This window comes from Aquiflexum gelatinilyticum (genome assembly GCF_024813435.1).
In the GTDB taxonomy this organism is placed as follows: Bacteria; Bacteroidota; Bacteroidia; order Cytophagales; family Cyclobacteriaceae; genus Cognataquiflexum; species Cognataquiflexum gelatinilyticum.
The window spans coordinates 69116-90597 of the sequence record NZ_JANAEZ010000012.1; the positions used below are offsets into that span (position 1 = coordinate 69116).

General features: G+C 40.6%; 22 protein-coding genes. 13 read left to right on the top strand and 9 right to left on the bottom strand.

What is annotated here, in order from left to right; all coding sequences use genetic code 11:
• Positions 1 to 46 precede the first annotated feature (46 nt).
• From NK987_RS19900 to NK987_RS19925, 6 genes are all read left to right on the top strand, one after another.
• Entirely contained in the window at positions 47 to 1033 is a 987-nt protein-coding gene (locus NK987_RS19900; protein WP_259265288.1) for an isoaspartyl peptidase/L-asparaginase family protein, read from the top strand.
• 3 nt (positions 1034 to 1036) lie between these two features.
• Complete coding sequence (locus NK987_RS19905) at positions 1037 to 1783, top strand: copper homeostasis protein CutC (RefSeq protein ID WP_259265289.1); 747 nt, start codon at positions 1037 to 1039, stop codon at positions 1781 to 1783.
• Positions 1780 to 2358, top strand: coding sequence for a sugar O-acetyltransferase (locus NK987_RS19910; protein WP_259265290.1), 579 nt, complete (start codon positions 1780 to 1782; stop codon positions 2356 to 2358). Before NK987_RS19905 ends, NK987_RS19910 begins: the two co-directional genes overlap by 4 nt.
• Positions 2359 to 2403: 45 nt before the next feature.
• Entirely contained in the window at positions 2404 to 3984 is a 1581-nt protein-coding gene (locus tag NK987_RS19915) for an FG-GAP repeat domain-containing protein (RefSeq protein ID WP_259265291.1), read from the top strand.
• 158 nt (positions 3985 to 4142) lie between these two features.
• Positions 4143 to 4601, top strand: a complete 459-nt coding sequence (locus NK987_RS19920) for a CBS domain-containing protein (RefSeq protein WP_258421385.1) — start codon at positions 4143 to 4145, stop codon at positions 4599 to 4601.
• Between the two features lie 67 nt (positions 4602 to 4668).
• Positions 4669 to 5472, top strand: a complete 804-nt coding sequence (locus NK987_RS19925; protein WP_259265292.1) for an endonuclease/exonuclease/phosphatase family protein — start codon at positions 4669 to 4671, stop codon at positions 5470 to 5472.
• Here NK987_RS19925 and NK987_RS19930 read toward each other — a convergent pair.
• Both NK987_RS19930 and NK987_RS19935 read right to left on the bottom strand, forming a co-directional pair.
• A complete protein-coding gene (locus NK987_RS19930) occupies positions 5469 to 7937 on the bottom strand; it encodes a DUF3857 domain-containing protein (protein ID WP_259265293.1) in 2469 nt (822 codons plus the stop codon). The genes NK987_RS19925 and NK987_RS19930 overlap by 4 nt on opposite strands.
• Positions 7938 to 8051: 114 nt before the next feature.
• The gene (locus NK987_RS19935) at positions 8052 to 8555 is read right to left on the bottom strand and encodes a DUF6265 family protein (protein WP_259265294.1); all 504 of its coding nucleotides are present in this window, start codon (positions 8553 to 8555) and stop codon (positions 8052 to 8054) included.
• Between the two features lie 81 nt (positions 8556 to 8636).
• Between NK987_RS19935 and NK987_RS19940 the strand changes: the two genes are divergently transcribed.
• The 6 genes from NK987_RS19940 (at position 8637) to NK987_RS19965 (ending at position 14045) form a co-directional block, all read left to right on the top strand.
• On the top strand, positions 8637 to 9509 hold the full coding sequence (locus NK987_RS19940) for a 3-keto-disaccharide hydrolase (RefSeq protein ID WP_259265295.1): 873 nt from the start codon (positions 8637 to 8639) through the stop codon (positions 9507 to 9509).
• Positions 9510 to 9720: 211 nt separating this feature from the next.
• Entirely contained in the window at positions 9721 to 10629 is a 909-nt protein-coding gene (locus NK987_RS19945; protein WP_259265296.1) for an FRG domain-containing protein, read from the top strand.
• A 163-nt stretch (positions 10630 to 10792) separates the two neighbouring features.
• Complete coding sequence (locus tag NK987_RS19950; protein WP_259265297.1) at positions 10793 to 11380, top strand: Crp/Fnr family transcriptional regulator; 588 nt, start codon at positions 10793 to 10795, stop codon at positions 11378 to 11380.
• An 80-nt stretch (positions 11381 to 11460) separates the two neighbouring features.
• On the top strand, positions 11461 to 12438 hold the full coding sequence (locus tag NK987_RS19955) for an alpha/beta hydrolase (RefSeq protein WP_259265298.1): 978 nt from the start codon (positions 11461 to 11463) through the stop codon (positions 12436 to 12438).
• Positions 12439 to 12596: 158 nt separating this feature from the next.
• Complete coding sequence (locus NK987_RS19960; RefSeq protein WP_259265299.1) at positions 12597 to 13253, top strand: hypothetical protein; 657 nt, start codon at positions 12597 to 12599, stop codon at positions 13251 to 13253.
• 12 nt (positions 13254 to 13265) lie between these two features.
• A complete protein-coding gene (locus NK987_RS19965) occupies positions 13266 to 14045 on the top strand; it encodes a sterol desaturase family protein (protein WP_259265300.1) in 780 nt (259 codons plus the stop codon).
• A 380-nt stretch (positions 14046 to 14425) separates the two neighbouring features.
• Here the strand turns inward: NK987_RS19965 and NK987_RS19970 are convergent, their stop codons facing one another.
• From NK987_RS19970 to NK987_RS19995, 6 genes are all read right to left on the bottom strand, one after another.
• On the bottom strand, positions 14426 to 15313 hold the full coding sequence (locus NK987_RS19970; protein ID WP_259265301.1) for a dienelactone hydrolase family protein: 888 nt from the start codon (positions 15311 to 15313) through the stop codon (positions 14426 to 14428).
• Between the two features lie 235 nt (positions 15314 to 15548).
• Positions 15549 to 16484 carry a DUF4097 domain-containing protein gene (locus NK987_RS19975; RefSeq protein ID WP_259265302.1) on the bottom strand — a complete coding sequence of 312 codons (936 nt, stop codon included), beginning with the start codon at positions 16482 to 16484 and terminating at the stop codon, positions 15549 to 15551.
• Between the two features lie 13 nt (positions 16485 to 16497).
• Positions 16498 to 17295, bottom strand: a complete 798-nt coding sequence (locus NK987_RS19980; protein ID WP_259265303.1) for a hypothetical protein — start codon at positions 17293 to 17295, stop codon at positions 16498 to 16500.
• A 25-nt stretch (positions 17296 to 17320) separates the two neighbouring features.
• Positions 17321 to 18346 carry an outer membrane beta-barrel protein gene (locus NK987_RS19985; RefSeq protein WP_259265304.1) on the bottom strand — a complete coding sequence of 342 codons (1026 nt, stop codon included), beginning with the start codon at positions 18344 to 18346 and terminating at the stop codon, positions 17321 to 17323.
• Positions 18347 to 18375: 29 nt separating this feature from the next.
• Positions 18376 to 19128: a hypothetical protein gene (locus NK987_RS19990; protein ID WP_259265305.1), complete on the bottom strand. Its 753-nt coding sequence runs from the start codon at positions 19126 to 19128 to the stop codon at positions 18376 to 18378.
• Positions 19121 to 19690: an RNA polymerase sigma factor gene (locus NK987_RS19995; RefSeq protein WP_258421396.1), complete on the bottom strand. Its 570-nt coding sequence runs from the start codon at positions 19688 to 19690 to the stop codon at positions 19121 to 19123. The genes NK987_RS19990 and NK987_RS19995 overlap by 8 nt, the downstream gene beginning before the upstream one ends.
• A gap of 397 nt (positions 19691 to 20087) precedes the next feature.
• Here NK987_RS19995 and NK987_RS20000 point away from each other — a divergent pair, with 397 nt between their 5' ends.
• A complete protein-coding gene (locus tag NK987_RS20000; protein ID WP_259265306.1) occupies positions 20088 to 20696 on the top strand; it encodes a zinc ribbon domain-containing protein in 609 nt (202 codons plus the stop codon).
• Positions 20697 to 20838: 142 nt separating this feature from the next.
• On the opposite strand, the gene NK987_RS20005 is transcribed toward NK987_RS20000, so the two are convergent.
• Positions 20839 to 21474 (bottom strand): NAD(P)-dependent oxidoreductase, encoded by a 636-nt coding sequence (locus tag NK987_RS20005; protein WP_259265307.1) that lies wholly within the window; start codon positions 21472 to 21474, stop codon positions 20839 to 20841.
• Positions 21475 to 21482 lie beyond the last annotated feature (8 nt).

Here is a 21482-nt window from a genome sequence, read left to right on the forward strand (position 1 = left end):
TTTAATCTTTAATCAATTTAATGTTTTTTGTACAAACCCAACCACAATGTCCAACAGAAGATCATTTCTTAAGAAAACCCTCGTTTCCACCTCATTGCTTTTGCCCGGAGGAATTATTGAAGCATGTGCCAATTCTGTACAGGAATCTAGGGGTGAAAAATTCAAACCCCTTATCCTCTCCACCTGGAACCATGGCATGCCTGCTAATGACCGTGCTTGGGAAGTTTTAATGAAATCCGGTAATCTTGTCGACGCGGTAGAAGAAGGAGTCAAAGTCACAGAATTGGACATGGACAACTTATCGGTTGGTCTGCAAGGTCTGCCTGATAGGGAAGGGATACCTACTTTGGATGCCTCCATCATGAAAGGGGACGGCAGCTGCGGATCTGTTGCTTTTGTGAGACAGGTCAAGCATCCGATTTCTTTGGCAAGAATGGTCATGGAAGAAACTCCCCATGTGATGTTGGCAGGAGAAGGAGCAAGGCAATTTGCGATCGCAAAAGGATTTCCGATGGAATCCGAGACCCTCAGTCCAAAAGCAGAAGAAATGTACCAGGAATGGAAAAAAGAATCCAAATACAAGCCCATCATCAACATCGAAAACCACGACACCATCGGGATGGTAGCCTTAGGCCCTGATGGGAAGTTGGCAGGTTCCTGTACTACGAGTGGCTTGGCATTCAAGATGCACGGCAGGGTAGGAGATAGCCCTATCATTGGAGCGGGACTCTATGTAGATGACGAAGTTGGCGCAGCCACAGCCACAGGACTTGGCGAAACCATCATCAGAATCTGTGGAAGTTTTCTGATTGTAGAACTGATGCGTCAGGGGAGAACACCGCAAGAGGCCTGTGAGGAAGCAGTCCGAAGGCTGATTGCCAAAAACTCAGCCAATATCAAAGACATTCAGGCTGGGTTTCTTGCCGTCAACAAAGACGGGGAATATGGCGCATATGCGGTTCATCCCGGTTTTAATTTTGCCAGGCACCATAGCGGTGGCGGAACCTTGGTCGACTCAAAAAGTAAATTCTAAGCCATGGGAAAGATTTTGTTGGAAGCTCCTGTTTTTACAGTGGAGGCGGCGATCAAAGCTGCAGAATATGGCATTGACAGGCTGGAACTTTGTTCTGATTTTGGGGAAGGTGGCGAGACACCAAGTGCCGGCATGCTCGCGTTTCTAAAAGAAAAAGTAGATATCCCCATTTTTGTGATGCTGAGGCCTCGCGGAGGAGATTTTGTCTATACTTCGGAGGAATTGTATGTGATGAAAAAGGACATTACCATCCTCAAAAACCTTGGGGCGGATGGATTTGTCTTTGGTGTTTTGGACCGGGACGGAAATGTCGATAAGGAAGCATGCAAATACCTCATCAACGTTGCGGAAGACCTGCCATGCACTTTTCACCGCGCATTTGACATCGCTGCTGACAAGAAAAAAGCTTTGAATACGATCATTGACTTGGGATTTCAAAGGATATTGACTTCCGGAGGAGAAAATGACGTGACCAAAGGTTTAGGAAATATTCTTGAGTTATTGGAGTTGGCCGGTGATGATATCATCATCATGCCGGGAGGAGGATCCAAACCTGAACATGTTTCTCAATTAAACCAAAATGGCCATCTCAGAGAAATCCATGCTTCATGCAAAGGATACAGGCCTACACAAAGCAGTTATTTTCACCCCTCCGTCTCCCTTTCCTCTGATCCACTTGCATTCAAACAGGTGTTGACTGTGGATCAGAATATGGTTAATCTGTTTAGAAAAGAAATTGCAGCCCAATGACAGAAAGGGAGAAGCTCCTTGCAGGCGAATTCTATAATTCCCGGGATACGGAATTGCTCGAAATGTACCATCAGGCCAAAGAGTTGTTAAAGCAATGGAGTGATGAATCTTCCCGGAATGGAGAGGAAAAATCCCGGATACTTCAGCAGCTTTTAGGGAAAGTCGGCAAAGGCGTTTGGATCGAAAGCCCTTTTTATTGTGATTATGGCAAGCATATATCCGTTGGAGAAAATACATTCATCAATACCAATGTGGTTTTTTTGGATTGCAATACCATCGACATCGGGAGAAATGTACTGATTGGGCCCAATGTGCAGATTTTTACAGCGACTCATCCGATCTCGGCTACCGAAAGGATAGTCCAAAACCACGAATCCAATCAGGCCCCCTACAAAACCAAAGCACTTCCTGTAAGGATCGGAGACAATTGTTGGATTGGTGGAAGTACGGTGATTCTTCCCGGTGTCAGTATCGGGAACAATGTGACCGTGGCAGCAGGTTCTTTGGTCACCAAAAACATTCCTGACAACAAGCTCGCGATGGGAAGTCCTGCTAGGATTATAAGGGATATATAAAGTACCATTCCCCCGTTTATGTAAACTTCAGCAGTTTCTAAAACTGTGCTGCATACTTTACCCGTTCAGAATACAATGGGTAAAGGAATGGGAAAACAATTTTTATTTTGGAGTTTAGTTTTTGGTTTTTTGGGGTCTTGTAGCCAAGGTTCAAAGATAGAAAAAGAAGGATTTGACAAACTCCAAGGCTTGGGGAATACTTCTCTGGAGCTTTCCGGGAAAGAACTCTCAGACCTTTATTGCCAAGCCTGCCATGTCAAACCTGATCCGGCATTATTGGATAAAGCCACTTGGAAAAACGGTGTACTTCCCGACATGCGAAGAAGATTGGGCCTGATCAATGCTGAAGATTTTGGAGCGAAAGTGGGGGAAGACAATGATGCCCCTCGGGGGATATATTCAGAAATAGCTTTGGTAACCCAAAAAGATTGGGATAAAATCCAGCAGTATTACATTGACCTTGCTCCTGATTCCTTGGAGCCTATTCCTATCGACAATAATCTGAAGGAAAACACAGGATTGTTTACCGTCCACAATCCTGATTTTCACAATAAACGTCCTAGCCTGACTACCCTTGTCCGTTACAATCCAAATGAAAAATTATTGTACGTCGGCGATAGGCTGAATAGCCTGTTTAGGATCGACCCCATTGGGATGAAAATCCTTGATTCCATCAGAATAATTTCCCCTGCTTCCGACATCAGTTTTAAGGAAACAGGTTTTGAACTCCTCACCATGGGAGTGATGGATCCTTCTAATTTTGCTTTTGGCAGGCTGAAAGAATATGGATCTTTTGAAAAGAAACACCCCACCATCCTGATGGACAGCCTTCGCAGACCGGTGCACTTTACCTATGCAGATTTAACCCAAAATGGCAAAGAAGAACTGATCGTCAGCTTTTTCGGTAACCATATCGGTCAATTGTCTTGGTTTGAAGAAAATGCCGGTGGGTATGAGGAACATGTTTTGAATTCGCTCCCCGGTGCCCGCAAAACAGTAATAGCCGATGTCAATGGAGACGGATTGCCAGACATCATAGCCATGATGACACAGGCAAAAGAGGGGATTTATACCTACATCAATCAGGGTGAAGGGAAATTCAAACAAGAAACCTGGCTCCAATTCGACGCTGTTTTTGGTTCTTCGGATTTCGAATTTGAAGATATGGATGGTGATGGGTTCAAGGACCTGGTCATCGTCAATGGGGACAATGCAGACCTTTCTCCCATTTTAAAACCCTATCATGGACTCCGGATCTTTACCAATGATGGCAAAAACGCTTTTAGTGAATCTTATTTTTACCCTATGCACGGAGCAAGCGCATTGCTGACTGGAGACTTTGACCAAGACGGAAGAATGGGAATGGCAGTTAGTTCATACTTTCCTGATAAATCAGGGGAGAAAACCTTGAATTTCCTTCTTTTTCAACAGACCGGAAATATGGAGTTTCAGGTCAGCAGCATAGAGGAATTAGGAAAATGGTCTTGGCTGGTGATGGAAAAAGCGGACATAGATGGGGATGATGACCTTGATATTATTCTTGGAAGTTTTGATTTTCAGACAAGGTTTGCCTTTCCGGCAATGGACTGGATGCCATTTGTGATCCTTGAAAACCATATCAACTGAAAATAATTTATTTTAATATTTTATATTTTTTAATATTTTTATTTTTAAATGATCTATTTTTTGTAATTATATATTGAATTTGAATTTTATATATCCAACTAATTTGTTTTCGGTTTTTTATTTTCTAAATTATTAAACTCAAAATAACCGATATAGCTATGGTAAAAAGTTTTCAAGGCGTGAGGGTGGTCGAACCCAAAAAAGCAGCAGCCCCCATTTTGGTCATGGACCATATGAGTACCAATTTGGTCACATTCCGTCCTGAGGACTCGATTGACCATGTATTGGATTTATTGACCAAAAAGAAAATTTCAGGTGCCCCTGTCTTGGATTCCAAAGGGACCTTGGTAGGGATCATTTCCGAGGTAGACTGCCTAAAAGAAATCATCAAAGGAAAGTATTCCAATACCCCGACATTTCCGGGGACGGTAGCAGAACATATGACCAAAAATGTCATGACATTAACCCCTGACCTCTCACTCTTTGATGCAGCCCAAAAATTCCTGGACAACAAAATAAGAAGATTTCCTGTGATGAAAGACGGCAAGTTGGTCGGACAACTCAGTCTCAGCGATGTCATCAGGGCATTTCCGAAACTGAAGTCAACGACTTGGTAGTCTTAACAAAAGCCTTGAAGTAACTTTCAGGGCTTTTTTTATTGACATGCCTTTTTTACTTTGTGATATGAAAAAGTTTTTCTTTTTGTTGCTTTTAACCATGTTTTCTGATTTTGCCTTATTTGCCCAAGGTCATTCCCACAAATCAGAAATCACATTATTGACTTACAATATCTACCATGGCGAGGACCCATACCATCCCGGAAAAAGCAACCTCAGGGAAATAGCCGAACTGATCAATTCAATCAGACCTGACTTGGTAGCCCTGCAGGAAGTAGACAGCATGACGAATAGGACCAAAAACTTTAATCCTGAAGGGAAATTGGATTTGATGGCTGAATTGGGAAAATTGACAGGAATGAAACCTTATTTTGCCAAAGCCATTGATTTTTCTGAAGGGGGTTACGGTGAAGGTATTTTAAGCAGGTTTCCTGCCCAATTTGAAGCTTATTCCTTGCCCATTCCAAATGGAGGGGAGCAAAGAAGTCTCGCATTGGCGAAAGTGGATTTGGGAAATGGAATGACCTTGGTCTTTGGAGGAACTCATCTTTGCCACCAATATGTGGAAAACAGGACTGCACAGGCAGTAGCGCTCAAAAATATCTTTTCAAAATTTGACACCCCGGTAGTGTTGACGGGAGATTTTAATTTTACTGCAGACGAAATAGGCTACTCTATCCTTTCTGAGGAATTTTTAGACGCAGCACTTGAATTTGGAAATCCCAAAAACACCTATTCTTCCAAAGAACCAACAATCAGAATAGACTACTTTTGGCTGGGAAAGGCTACAGATTGGGAAATTGTCTCCGTGGAAGTATTGGGTGTAGAGATGTCCGACCACAAACCGGTCCTGGTTAAACTCAGGTATTAATCTCTGGGCCGAAAAGTCTTGCAGAAAGTTGATTTTACCCTTTCAGATTTTATGAAATAGGGAATCCAGATGATGGCGGCTGCGCTTGCCCGTACGATTTCCCTAGTCTCGATTTCAAAATCTACATTAATAAAATAAGCTGCCAGATTATCAAGAAGAGTCACTGAAATACTGATTGCATAAAACACGACCATCAACTTTGGAACACTTGTCCTTCTTTGTAAAAACAAGAGGATCAATACCAAAGTAAAACCCAAAAAGCAGAAATTGTAAATCATCTCCGATACAACGAGGAATCTAAGCGCATTTCCGTGCGTTTCGACGTTGAGCCAAGTCTGTCCGGAGAAATACTCCATGTCAATGATAGTAATCAAAATATATATAGGCGTAGCAAAAAGCCCAATTGCAGGCAAAACAAGCCATCCTCCGATGGATTTGTTTTCAGCATAAATCCATGGATCAGGGTCATAGTTTTTGTAAAGTTTGATACCGAAGTAAATCCAAAAACCCAAGATGATCAAAGCAAGCAAAATCGACAGTTGTCCCAAGTTTGAGGAACTGCCTTTTTGCTTTCCGGTATGGGTTACGTAAAAGGAAAGTTCCTTCATCACCTCCTCTTTCTTTTTCAACAATTCCGCTACTTCAACGGCGGGAATGGTATTTTTTAACCGTTTCAGGGAATGTTCCACCACCACCGTATTGCCCGCCCCAAAGATTTTGTTGTGGTAATTGAAAGCACTTGCTTCTATTTTTTTTTCAAATGGGGTGATGTTCCAATCTTCAGGAAGTACCACTTGGGTAGTCTGATAGAACTCCTCTTCATCTCCTACAAAATAGTCCATCGTCCTATTGGCAGACTTCGGAAGCTCCAGAAGTGATTCCAATACGATCGGATATATCTGTCCATAAACATAAGTGCTGTCATCTGCTTTTTGCCAAAAATCCGGAATTTGGTAATACTCCTCTACCGTAAGCAGGTTTTCCCCATTGCGGTTATAATCCATCAATTTTACGACAGCGGTCGTGGAGATTCCCGGATACAGGTTGGCATAGTAATTCATGTATTCCTGGGTGATTTCCTCTTTGGATTTATTTGCAAAATAGGCCCTGGTTTCATCTGCTTTTCTTCCATACATTTCAGAGCGGACTACATATTCTGCTTTTCCGGAAAAATCATTTACTGTAATCAGTTCATTTATTTTTGTGTAGGGTACTTTGCCTCTTGGGATTTCTATCAGGTCTTTGACACCTTCTTTGATAACCAAGCCCACGCCATAATCCGGAAAAAATGAATCTTCAAAAGATCCTCCCTGATCCGAAATGGTGGGATCAACAAAATAATTTTTTCCTTCCCATTCATAGGTCACCACACAATGGTCGAAGGCACTTTGACTCGGTTGTAAAGCTTTTGTTTCGCTTCTCCATTCGGTATTTACCAAAAGCGGATAGGCCTTCACACCCTCCTCCCGGAGCAAGGCTACCAAAAGCAGTGATTTGTCCTTGCAGTCACCGAATTTCTGATCAAAAACCTTCTTGGGGGCATTGGGGCGGTAAGCACTCATGCCGGACTCCAAGCCAAGGTACCTAATATCGTCTTGGACCATGCGGATCAACTCAGGGATTTTTTCTTCTGTCAAAGCCTTGTTATTGATAGTCTTCAAAATCGGGCTGATCGTCCGTAGATCATATTGGTACAGAGGCAATGCCCATGAAACCACCTCTTCCCATCCGGAAAAGTTGGAAACCGAAGTCATAGGATAAATGGCCAGCCAATTGGGTACATTGATGTCAAACATCTTGGGACTCAAGGCTTCATTTTCCCATGTATAAATTTTCATCCCGGATCCCTCCTCGATTGAGGGGCTGTATTGGTGGTCGATATTTCTGTATTGGATGCCTTTATCCGCCAAAGTGATGATGCGATACCTGAATTTTTTTACAGGAAAATAGAGCTGATGGTAGAGGTCGGCAGAGAAAAAATCTTTGTTGACGGGATTGAAACCTTTGATGGAATAGCTGTATTCGATGATGTCCTGCTTTTGTACATCAGAAAGGTGGATGATGGCAGAAAGCGAACCATCATATATAAACTGATTTGAACCGGATTCTTTTTGGATGGTTTTTATTTCGCTGAGGTTGAGTTTGTTGATGGCTTTTCCATCTCTCCAGATACTGATGTCATGGATATGGAGCGTTTGATATGTCGGGTCATAATTGATGCTGATGTCTGAGTTTTCCTGGATTCCATCCACTGTCAGTACTTGGATTTTGTACCTGGAGAAAGAAGTTTTTTGGGGAACATGATATTGTCTTTCAAACAACAGATAGGTGTATCCACCTTCAGTGGGCTTGTGGGCTGAGTTGGCTGTTTCAGGTTCGGACTTGACCCAATCGGGAATGGGGGAGGTTTTTACCTGAGAAAATGAAAGGTGTGAAAAAAAGAACAAAAGCAGTATTGAAAACAAGCATCGGATTTTCCCCATAAAGAATCTTAACTAATTATATTTTGAAATATAAATAATTGGGAAATAATTTTCCTAATGCGCTCAAAAAAATATTTAACAGCTTAGTTTTTTACTTTACAAGCCCGTTTTTTTGTACCTGAATTCCTCAATGCTTTTTACCCCATCATTGGTCAGGGCGAGTTTGAGGATCAATTCGTCTCCATCCCTGTGAAAAGTAATCCCGCTGAAATACGCTGTTTGGTTTTCTGTTTTGATAAACTTAAAAATCGTCCATTCTTCCTTTGCTTCCCAAGCGCTCAGGTCCCTGTTGAAGTGTTTGAGTTTAAGGAAAAGTTTGCCGTCTTCTTCCACCATGTTCATGTATTCAGAGAAAATCAAGCTGCCATTCATCATAAACCTGAAAGTTCCCACCATGCTGTTGTCCTGAGCAGGCAGCCATAGCTCGTCGCATTCACCACCCAAGCCAGTTCCTGACCAATATCCCACTATCCAATCCAATTGCTGAATGGAACCGTTTCCGGCAGCTTGGTCTTTTTCTAGGTAAAGCACTTCTTGGGCTGAGGTCTTGCCAAAAATCAGGAATGCCATCAGGAAGAGGAAGAAAGATTTATTTGTCATGGTGTTGGGAATTTTTATTCCAATCTATCAAATATTTCCCTATTTTCCATTTCAGTTTGAGTTTCTAAATTCAAAAACAATATGATCCATCTTTGTCAAAATCCGGTAAGGTCCGCTTTCATTCTTTATTCATTGTTATTTCTCATAAGCTGTAGCACATCCAAAACTGAGGCTGAAAAAGAAGAGGAAGGAGAATGGATTCAGCTGTTCAATGGAAAAGATTTAAATGATTGGACGATCAAAATCGCCAAACATGAACTAAACGAAAACTTTGCCAATACCTTCAGGGTGGAAGACAGTCTTATGAAAGTCAGGTATGATGGTTACGAAGCTTTTGACCAACAGTATGGCCACATCTATTTTAACACCCCTTTTTCTTATTATTTGCTCAATGTCGAGTACAGGTTTGTAGGCGAACAGGCGCCAGGTGGGGAAGGATGGGCTTTGAGGAATTCCGGAGCGATGCTACATTGTCAGGACCCAAAGACTATTCTTATAGACCAGGATTTTCCTATTTCGATTGAAGGCCAATTTCTCGGCGGTGACGGGACGAATGAACGGACGACAAGTAACCTTTGTACTCCCGGTACAAACGTGTATATGGATGGGGAATTATTCACCCCGCATTGTGTCAATTCAAGCTCCAAAACCTATCACGGAGAGCAGTGGGTGACTGCACAGTTTTTGGTTTTGGGAGATTCTGTGGTGTACCATATTTTGGAAGGGGATACTGTTTTGAAATACTTCCATCCGGAAATCGGCGGAGGAAATGTCAGTCCATCAGATCCTGCTGTCAAAGTTGACGGAACTCCCCTGAAGTCGGGATTTATTGCCCTTCAAAGTGAAAGCCACCCGATAGATTTCCGAAAAGTAGAATTGTTTGATTTGGCAGCTTATAAAGGAGATAAAGAAAAATTGAAAGAGGTGATGAGGAGATTGAGTAAAAAAGAGTAAAAGCCACAGCCATTCAAATTTTCGGTGATCTTTCAACCAAAGGATTTGATCAAATCAAAGGTCGTTTGGATGGATTGGATATTTAACTAAAAGAGCCTGTGTTTAAATAATTGAAAAATAACAACAATATTGTTGATACCATCCCAATTTGGGTAGATATCCACAAGTCTTGTTGATATACAACCGTTGGCGTTAATTTAAAACAGATAGCATGACAGAAGACAATATAGTCAATGATGTTTCAGAATTCATTCAGAGAATATTTGAATTGAATAAAAAGGCAATTTTCATGCGGTCACCCTCTGTTAGTAGTATAAGCTTTTACCGTGGACAATCTAACTCTAATTGGGGACTAGAGCCTAGCCTATATAGGAACAACTTACTTAAGAAAGAAGGAGTTTTGATTTCTGAATTTCTGAGAGTTGCACCACAGCATTTTGAAAACCTTAGCTATTTTGACACATTAGTCAAAATGCAACACTATGGACTTCCTACTAGATTGTTAGATACAACTCTAAATCCCCTTGTTGCTTTATTTTTTGCGTGCCACGGAGATGAACAAAAAGCTCAAGACGGTTCAGTTTATATATTCCCAAATCTCCCTGTTTTCAGATCAGAGCTGAACGACATTTCGGTTATAATGAAATATGTTTTTAAATATTCAGGCTTCCAACTTGACATTGACAGTTTTACGCAGGATGTTCTTAATTCAAAAGAATGTGCTACGTCGTATTCAAGGCCATACAAGAATTCATCAGATGTGTTGTATCCGCTGACAAAAGTTCCGTTTTATGCAATATTGCCGACATTAAATAATGCTAGAATTTTAAACCAAGATGGCTCATTTTTATTATTTGGAATGAAAGTCAACAAATTGATTAAGAGCACTAATCCAGGAACTCTTGGAAAAGAATATTACGAATTTGAAAAAATTAATTTTGATAATGATATTGAAAAGTTTTGGAAACCATCAAAACTTTTGAAGATTCCGTCAAACTGTAAAGGTGTAATATTGGAAGAATTAGAATATTTAGGAATCACTAGAAATAAAATGTTCCCTGAATTGGAGTATCAAGCGGACTTTATTACAAAACTCATAAAAAAGGAAATAAAAAACTAACACCAACAGCACCTACACACAAGCAGTGGCTTCGTACTTCGAAGGAAAGGAAAGTGCTAAATTTGCAGTTCAGTTCTTCGTTTGAAGTTCAGTGGTACAAATCTCTGCCTGCGTGTAGCTGCCGACCGTTAGCAACAAGCTAAAAAACAGACCGACTAAAAAAATGATTGATTTAGAAAAGCTCAGAACTCTTTACAGATTTGGTAAGGAAATTACTTTGAATGACGCACAAGAACTTCTCAAATCTGCGAAATCCGTTTCTTTAGGTAAAAGGTCGACCCTTTTTGAACAAGGATCAAAAGACTCAGCGATTTACTATTTGCGTAAAGGCTTGGTGAGAATGTATCATATCAAAGATAACGGCGAAGAGATTACATTTAGCCTCATACCAGAACACAATGTTGTGGCTAATTTTGATTTTATTGCAACTGAAAATCCTTCAAAATTTTATTATGAAACTTTAGAAGACAGCAGTTTTTTTAGTATTGATTATCAAATATTAGATTCGATTGTAAGCAAAAATCAAAAATTGGAATCGAATCGGAAATTTTTCTTGAGAAAGATTATTTTCGAAGTAAAAGAGCGACTCGAAAATTTTGTTTTGATGAATCCTGAGGAGCGATACATTAAGTTTATGAAAGACTTTCCTGACCTTTCAAATCGCGTCCCCGATAAATATATTGCCAATATATTGGGCGTGACACCTGTTTCTTTAAGTAGGATTCGCAAACGTATTGTTTCCAAAAAATAAAATCTAATTTTTTATTATCTTTTGTTAAGGATTTAAGGATTTTAGCCTTGATAATTTTGTATAAATTAAAACTATACAAAATGAAATCACTAAAATTAATTCCTATCCTATTTTTGGGCTTGGTTCTAGTATCATGTAATATGGAAGATGATACAATAGCCCCAACTGGCAATCAACGATACTACGACGAACTGTTTGATGTTGAAGTTACCTCCAATGTAAAATTCGGAGAAGCAGTACAACCAACACTATTAAATCCAAACAATGTTCAGGAATTATTCATGGATGTCTATCAGCCATCTGATGACCTGGAAACAGAAAAACCTTTAATCCTATTGGCTTTTGGTGGTGGATTTGTATTTGGAAAAAAAGAAAGCCCTGATATTGAAGCTCTGTGCAACGCCTTCGCAAAACGGGGTTATGCCTGTGCATCAATTGATTATCGCTTATCTCCTGACCTTGTATTGGATAACAGCATAGAAAATTCCTATGAAGCTGTAGCAAAGGCTATGCACGATATGCGAGCTGCTATTCGATTTTTTCATAAAGATGCCTCTGAATCAAATCGTTTTAAAATTGATCCCACTAAAATTTACATAGGGGGAGTTTCTGCGGGTGCTGTAACTGCATTACATATAGTACACCTTGATGAAGCAGAAATTCCTGAGGAAATGCAGGATTATTTTGATGAAAATGGAGGATTGTCCGGTAATAGTGGGAATGAGGGTTATTCCGAAGATGTGGCTGGAGTAATTAGCCTTTGCGGTTTGCTTTTAGACGCAGACATCATTAATCCGGAGGTAACTACGCCCATTGTAAGTATGCATGGAAATGAAGATAATGTTGTTCCGTATGGATCTGGTGAAATTACCATTTTAAACATTGGTATAGAAGTAGATGGAAGTTCTGTTATTCATCCAAAACTCGATGAATATGGGATTACTAATGACTTTTACACCTTCGAAGGTGCCGGCCATACGCCATTTGTCATGAATGAAGCTTACATGGATATTACCATCAATTTTATTCGTGATTTTCTTTTCCAAATTGTTCAATAGCCAATCTACAAAATTCCTGATTTATTATCTTTTGTTAACGACCTTAAGTATTAACTCAATTTACCTTTATCACATCTTAAATTCTAAAATATAATAAAATGAAAAAATCAAAATTACTTCTCGCAGTTCTTTTAAGTGGTCTTACGTTCTCGTGTAGTTTGGATCCTGAAATAGAACCGAATGTTTCTCTGACAGAAGAAGAGGCCGTTGAGATTATTGAAGGATTTCTGGCCGAGAAATCTGCCGGCATGGAAGAGACCACTTCTGAATATGCTAGGACCTACCAAGAAGAAATCTCGCTGAATGTGCAGTGCAATCAACAGATTGCTGACAGCTACTATTTCACCAATAACGGTTCGGTAGTACAGGCAGATTATAAATACAATTGGAATTTTACGCTAAACTGTAGTGGATTGAGTGTACCCCAGTCAGCGGTATTTAGCTCAACAGGTAGCGGAACCTACACCACGGCAAGAATAGCATCTGACGATTCTTCAACCTTTACCGCTACGGTTACTGGCCTTCAACCTTCATCTTCTACGATGATTTTTAATGCCACTTACCAAAGAGAGGGTACACAACAACTAACCACAAATCAAAATACAAGAAGTTTGAGCTCCGATTTTAATGCTAGTATAGTAGATTTAATTATTGGGAAATCTGACTTTGAAGTGGAATCAGGCACAGGATCATTTACACTTTCTGGCTCAACCAATCAAGGGAATTTCAACTATGACGGTAGCCTAGTTTTTAATGGAGATAACACGGCAACAATTACCATCAATGGAAATCAATACACCATTGATTTGAACTAAAACCAAAGAAAAATGAATGTTTGGAGCCCAATTTTATTGAATATTCTGAGATATACTCTGATAGCAGGATTCGCCTTTTTCATTTTCTATAAATGGTTTCCTGCCTATTTTTCAAAGAATAAAATACAATCTAATATTGCAAAAAATAAAGATTTCATACGAGAGGTTCTACATTCAGCACAAACCACAGTAGTCATTGCTGTGGTTTCTGTGCTGGTATTTTCAACCCCACTCGCCACCTATACCCAAGTGTATTATAACTTGTCCGACATGCCCTGGTGGTGGATTCCTTTGAGTGTAGTATTAGCCCTAATTATCCATGACACCTATTTCTATTGGATGCACAGAGCTGTACATCACCCTAATTTGTTTAAATACATTCATTTAGTTCATCATAAATCTACCAATCCTACACCATTGGCTTCCTACTCGTTTCATTTTTTTGAAAGCATTTTAGAAGGACTAATTGCGCCTATTTTGTTACTCACCTTACCCCTGCACCCTATATCGCTACTCATTTTCTCTACTATTTCTTTTCTCTTCAATGTGTATGGACATTTAGGTTATGAAATTCTACCCAAATGGTTTAGAAGGACTTTTCTATTTGAGATTTTCAATACCTCCATACATCATAACATTCATCATTCAAAATTCAAGGGAAATTATGGCTTGTACTTTCGGTTTTGGGACAGAATTATGAATACGGAACATCCTAATTATGTAAAGAAATATGACCAAATTCAGAATAGGAGGTTTAATGAGAATATAAAGCCAGTTGCCAACAATGTATAAAAAAGTAATAGCGGTTTCGGTGCTTTATCGACCCCCTTTTTTTTATTTTTAGACCGTGTTAAACCGAAATGTTGTTGTGTGAAAATCCGCTACTATTCTTATACTTCACCGTAGGGCATTTTTAAAGACGAAATATTTATTACAAACACTGGATCGGCTAGAATGAAAATAGCGGAGCATAATCAAGTAGGTGGCCTTGTACTATAAGCCGGTGTTTTTCTACCCGCATGTTCAGGAGCGGTTTCTTGGATTGTAGATTTGGTGTTGAAGTTATTTCAACATTTGTGCTGAAATTAGCCATCATATGGTCAAACCTGCCCTAAAACAAAAAAGTCAGCGAATCCGCTGACTTTTTGCTTTGTATGGAAATCCGGTTTGGATCACTTCAGGTTTTTCTTAAAGAAATCAATCGTCCTTCCCCAAGCCAAATCGGCTGCAGCTTTGTCATATCTTGGAGTGGAATGGTTGTGAAAGCCATGGTTCACTCCCGGATACATGTGCATTTCATATTTCTTTTTATTGGCTTTCAGCGCTTCTTCATAAGCCGGCCAACCTTCATTCACCCTAGTGTCCAATTCTGCGTAGTGGATCTGAAGCGGAGCTTTGATGGAAGGAACATCCGCCGCTGTGGGCTGACCGCCATAGAAAGGAACAGCTGCTTTCAGGTCAGGAACCCGCACAGCCATCATGTTGGAAATCCAACCTCCAAAACAGAATCCGACGACACCGACTTTACCGGTACAAAGGTCATGCTCTTTCAAAAATTCATAGCCTGCAATAAAATCCTGCAACATTTCTTCCCTGTCACGCTTGGATTGCATGGTCCGGCCTTCATCGTCCGTGCCGGGATATCCGCCAAACGGCGTCAAGGCATCAGGAGCAAAAGCAATAAACCCATCTAAAGCAGCCTGGTGGGCAGTATCTTCTATATACGGATTCAATCCCCTGTTTTCGTGGACCACGATGACGCCCGGAAGTTTTCCTTTTTTGTCAGCAGGCCTTGTAAGCAAGCCTTTCATTTTGCCGGCACCTTTTGGAGAATCATATTCCACATAGGAGGAAATCAATCTCGGGTCATCTTGGGTAAATCTCTTGGCTTCAGCATAATTGGGAAGTAAAAATCCTAAAATCGCCGATACCGTCAAGCCTCCCACAGCAAATACCGAAAGGCGGTTTACAAATTCTCTTCTGTCGATCTTGCCATGTACATAGTAGTCATACATGTCAAAAATTTCTTGGCTTAAATCTTCTTTTTTGATTGGTTCCATTTGGTTCAATTCGGATTGAGGTAAAACAAGGATTAAAATATTACCATAAGTTATACATAAACTTGGTAACCTTTAGAACTTTGAGTGGGAGAAAAGTTTAAACCGCTCGTGTAATTTACATGCCACTAATGATTTTAGGGTAAAAAAAAACCGGCAGAAAGCCAGGGCTCTGCAATTTTTTGGATTGCCTTTCCTTGTCTTCCTGCCGGGAGATAAAATTGGTTTTCAGAGAATGTTATTGGTTTACAATGGAAATATTTCCGGAGGTAATACTTCCTTTGATTTCTGTAGCAGCACCGTTATCTATGCTGAGGTTTCTTCCTGCCCGTGAATTTCCTACAGAAACATTGCCTGAGCTCGCATTGAGGTTGTAATTGAAGTCCTTCAGGTTGGAAGAAGTCTGGATTTTGAAATTCCCTGATGTACCACTCAGTCTGGTTTCAGAACCCAAGCCGGAGTTTGTTGCAGTTACGTTTCCGGAAGTCACTCTCAATTCACCCAATTGGGAAACGTTTTCCAATTTTGCATTTCCTGAACTCAAACTCACATTGACCTGACCTTCCACACCTGCCACACTGATGCCACCACTACCTGAAGAGTAACTGATGTTTCCTTTGATGTCTTGCATATTGGCAGAGCCTGATCCCACATTGCCTTTGATATTGCCTTGGATACCTGTCATTTTGATGGATCCCGACCCAGCATTGGCTAGAATGTCTGCGCTGATGTCTTTGGCAGAAACACTCCCTGAACCGACTGAAAGGTTGAGTTCAGAGCTTTGGACATTCTCTACATATACCGATCCTGAACCACCTTTCATGTCCAGGCTCATACCTACAGGTCCACTGATTTTGATGTGGCCTTTGGTTCTATTGTTCCAGTTATTATTGCCTGAGACTTTATGCGAAATCTTCAACACATCTCCCAAAGTGACGAACACAATATCCTGATCAGGATTGGTAGATTCCAAAAATGCATTCACGGAAACATCGGCATTTGGCCCCCCGATGTATTCCACTTCCAACTGACCTCCGGAGACTTCTATCCTTGATATTCCGGAAAAAGATTTGGTCACATCCACGATGGTTTGGACTTGGGACATCGCAGGATGGATAGCTGCCATTGCTAAAATCAGGAACAGCGCAAATGTTGATTTTAAGTTTGTTTTCATAGTAAGTTGGTTTTTAAAGTACGAATCCGAAACTCAAAGTATTGAGCTTGGGTCCTTTGTTTTCTTGGAAAGTATTGTTCAAATCATAATTCATATAGAAGGTAATGTCTGCCACCATGATTTCGGCGCGAATCCCATATCTGAAATTCTCGGCAAACATATTGCCCATTTGGAATTCCTTTGCTCTATTTCCACTGGTATCCCGGTAGACAAATTTCCCTCTTCCTCCCAACCTGTAACCAGCATATGGACCAACACCGAAGCTGAAATTACCATTGCTTGTCTGCACGGTCGGAATCAAAGTCAGGTTAGCATAGGAAGCCGAAATTTTTGATTTTGTCCCGGTGCCTGATGGATGTTCCTCAAAAACCAAACTGCCGTTACTTCTTAATGCCTGCAGGTTTCTGTCCTCAAATTTGAAGTTGTACCAACTGACTCCAATGGCTGATTTCAGGTTGAAGTTTTTGCTTGGTTTGTAGGTATAGTGGTAATTGATCGCAGGATTCCAACTGCCCCAAGGTTTGACAACAGGAGCAGCATCGTCCCCAATCCAGGTATTGATACCGATGTCCAAAGTCAGTCCATTACTTGATTTTTTTGACTTGGATTGGTATTCATAATATTGTTCTCCTTTGGATACAAATTCCCAGGTATTGGTACCGTCGGCATTTTTGTAGACAATGACATCGGTATTGAAAAGAGTAAAGTTGGTGGTTTTTACCGAATCTTGTCTTGCAGAATCTGCTTCCTGGGCAAAGCCCAGAGAAGTCAGAAACAGCAATAGAATTAAAATCAGTGTGGTCGTTTTCATTGGCTTAGTATTCAAAAAAAGGGAGTTAGAATATAATTCCGAAGGTGATCGGGTTCAGTTCAGGACCTTTGCCGGCTTGGAATAATTGATTGAAATCGTATGTGGTGAAGAAATTCACCCTGCCGAATCCGACTTCTCCTCGGATACCGTAGCGGAAGTTGTTCAGGAATATCCCGGTGTTAAGGTGTTCTTTTCTGCGTCCTCCACCATCCAGAGGTCGGTAGACATATTTGCTCGTACCACCCAAACGGTAGCCTGCATAAGGACCCAAAGCTAACCTTATCCCCCTTCTTCCCTGGTCATTCATTCTTCCGAAGTCCAATTTGAAGAGTCCCATCGTGGTGAGGTAGGAGGCAGAGATTTTGCTTTTGAATCCTGCAACATCGTTTCTTTGGATAAATTCAATGGATTCATCTCCTCTGACAGCCTGAAAGTCTCTGTTCTCAAATTTGAAATTGTACCATTGGACACCCATTCCAAGGTCAAAGCGGAAGCCTTTGCTGATTCTTTGGCTGGCAAAGAAGTTGAGGCCGACGTTCCAGCTTCCCCAGCCTCTCACTGCATATGGTTGGGTGGATTTTGGGAATTGCCCATTGTTGTCGAGATAGTTGTTGAGTCCAAGGTCCAAGCCAAAATAGGTGCGGAAAGGTGGGTCACTTTTTTTCTTCACTCCGGTTTCTACCTTCACCCTCGTATTGGGGCTTGTCTCATCTACTAAGATCCGGATCCCGGCGACAGACACTTCGGTTTTATTCCAATCCTCTGTGACTTTGACGATTTCTCGGGATCCGTTTTTTCCGGAAACTTCCACAACGACAAGTTCGCCGGTTTTTTCGTCTATTTGCAGGTCAAGTTCTGAAATGATCTGGTTGATGTTCATTTTTTTGAGCCGCTCAAAATCCTCTTTGTTGTCCACGACAAGGACGATTTTTCCTGAAGTCCCAAACTCCACAATGATGGTATCTTTTGGAGCCAAAAACTCCCTGTCAGTACTTCCGAACGCAAACTGCACCAGTCCGAGGAAGCAAAATAAAAGCAAGTATTTTTTCATGATGGTTTATGTTTTCAATTTTTGGTGGATTATTTTCTTTCTCTTTTGGAGGTATTGTTGCTTACAAACAAGTTGTCTTTTGCATCCTGCAGGTCTGCAAAACCCTGTTCTACTTTGCTGAGCAATCCTCCGATTTTATCTACTTTATTTTCAATTCCGGCAATGAGTCCCTGATTTTCAGGTTTTTCTGAGATTCCATTGGACTTGATGGTGATCTTGTAGGTCATCACTTCTTCCTCCTCTTCAATGTTGTTTTGGGCAATGGCTTCATTGACATTTAGTTCGGGAATGACGATCTCAGGTGTTTCTACAAATACCTCATCGATCCTTTCCTCCAGATTATCCGCTATTGCAAGCAATTCCTTGGGAGCTTCTGTAATCTGTGGCTTGATAGTGACGGATTTTTTTATTGGGGTTTGAACAGGTTTGTCTGATTCAATTGTCTGTTCTTCTTTGGTTTCTTTTGATTCCTCAATGGTTTCGGGGTTTGTCGGAATGGCTTCTTTCAAGGTCTCTGAACTTTCATCACTACCAGGAGTAGTCAGCTCTGAGGTAAGTGGAAGGCTACTTTCAGTTTCTAGGTTGGCCTGCCATACGACATAGCCCACAGTAAGGAAAATAAGCAACGAAGCGGCAATGCCCATTATGGGAAACCAAATTCCTTTTTCTTTTTTCGGCAGTTGCCTTTCAAGTTTTTCCCAAGCAAGTTGGGAAGGTTTTTCTTCATGCTTGGCCAGCCTTTCTTTGAAGTACTGATCGAAGTTTTTATCTGTATTAGCCATTGATTCTCCTTTCTTTGATTTGTTGATCGGCTATTTTTTGTTTCAATGTATTTCTTGCCCTGTTGAGTTGGGACTTGGAAGTGGACTCTGTGATTCCAAGTAGGTCGGCGATTTCGGCGTGGCTGTAGCCTTCGATGGCGTACAGGTTGAAAACCGTCCGGTATCCCACCGGCAATCCCTGAATCAGTTCCAACAGTTCGGCAGTCTCCAAGTGGTTAAGTTCATAGGGGCTGTCCGCATTTTCCAGGTGGAATTCAACATTCACCTCCATACTCAGGTTGCGGTTGTTGCGTAGGGTAAGCAGCGATTGGGTGACGACGATGCGTTTCATCCAACCTTCAAAGCTTCCCTTGGCTTCATATTGGGGTAGTTTTTCAAAGATCTTCATAAAGCCTTCAATCATGACATCCTCTGCAAGGTCCCGGTCTTTGACATACCGGAGGCAGATGGCGAGAAACTTTTTGGAGTAGGCTTCATAGAGATGCTGTTGGGCTTTTCGCTCTCCCTTCAGGCAACCTTTGATGATGTCCGACTCAGTTGTAAAAGTTTTTCTAAATAACATTGCTGTTGGCTTTCGAATAGGTAGATACAGGTAAGTAAAAATAGGTTGCACCGGAATGTGAAAAAAGGTTAAATTTTTTTTTCGAAGATTTAAAGCCATTCCAGAGAGAAGTCTTTAAGTTTCTTTTTTATATCTGATTATCAATGGAAAAAAGGTCTAAAATTTCTATTTGATTTACAGTTGCTGCTTTTTGATTATCGCTTTTATACCGGGCCAATGTGTACTGTTTTTTTGAATTTTGCCAAAAAATGGTGCTCTCCAAAATAATTGAAATCATTTAAATAATTATTTCTGACTCTCTTAGGAAATATTTTGAAAATGACCCTCCTCAAATTAGTTTTACATCCATAATGATCCTGTTCTGAAAGAAGGAGAAAAATAATAAACGTTAACAAAAATGGTGGTATTTGGAAGTAAAGCGACAGAAGTTGCAACAGAAACAATCCAAGACAAATGCGCAAACTGCGGAACCCAAAACAGTGTTCAGATGACTGTTTTCCAAAAATATGCACATGTATTTTGGATTCCATTTTTCCCGATCGGAAAAACAGGTCTGACGCAATGCAGCCATTGTAAGCAAGTTCTTGAAAAGAAAGAATTTCCCGTTTACCTCAGGAGTAATTATGAAATTTTAAAGCAGAAAGGAAAGACCCCGGTCTGGACTTTTTCAGGGATTATTTTACTTTTTTTCTTTTTTATTTTGGGAGGAATCGTGAGTAAGCAAAGGGAGGAGAAAAATTTGATGTTAATTGCCTCACCACAAGCCGGAGATATTTATGAAATAAAAATCGACTACAAACAGTATACTTTATACAAAGTCGAAAATATTGAAGGTGATACTGTTTTTGTTTTATTAAATGAATATGAGACCAACAAAAGACGGGGACTTTCGGACTCTAAAATCAGAAGAGATGAGTCATTTTCAGGAGAAACGTTCCCGATTCTTAAAACAGATCTTAAAATGATGGTAGAAGATGGGGAAATAATGGACATTGAAAGAAAATAACAAAAGTCAGATTCTGAATTCCCATTATTAGCAAAGACTGCCATAATCTAAACGGAAGGACCTATTTATAATTCCTGTAGATTGTTTCATGGATTGAGACTTGACCTGCCAACTGTGCTGTCAATCCAAAGAATTTACAGCCCTATAGGCTGACAAAAGGCATTTGAAAATTGAAATCCTCGTCCTCAACCTGGGATAAAATAAAATCGGCCAAATCATAGCGATTGATTTTTGTGCTGGCATTGACTCCAACCCATCCTATCCGGTAGCGACCGGTTTTGGCCTCATTGGTGAGTCTTGGTGCTCTTACTATCACCCACTTTTTGCCGCTAGCCTTCAGTACATCTGCATGAGCAATGGCATCATTCAACACTTTGGGGACAGCAATCTTCATTATTGTCCTAATTAATTTATCCACAAATTTGGGTTTGTCCTTTTCAGGGTAAGGCAATCCTCCACCCGATAGGGAAATGATTTTATCAACATTAAATTCCAGCATCGAATTAATGATGTTTTTTGTTCCGTTGGTTTGCAACCACTCCGGGGAGCCTTTGACATGACCAAACAGACTGACTACGATGTCGCAATCCTCGACCACCTTATTTACATCCTGCGCGTTTAACACGTTCCCTTCAAAGACAGTTAGCAATGGGCTTTGGTTGTTGAGTTTTGATTTGTCACGGGCCAAAGCTTTTACACTATATCCTTTTTCCAGGGCAATTTTCAAGAATTTTTGACCTGTTTGACCTGTTGCTCCAAACAATGCGATTTTTTTCATCTGACTGA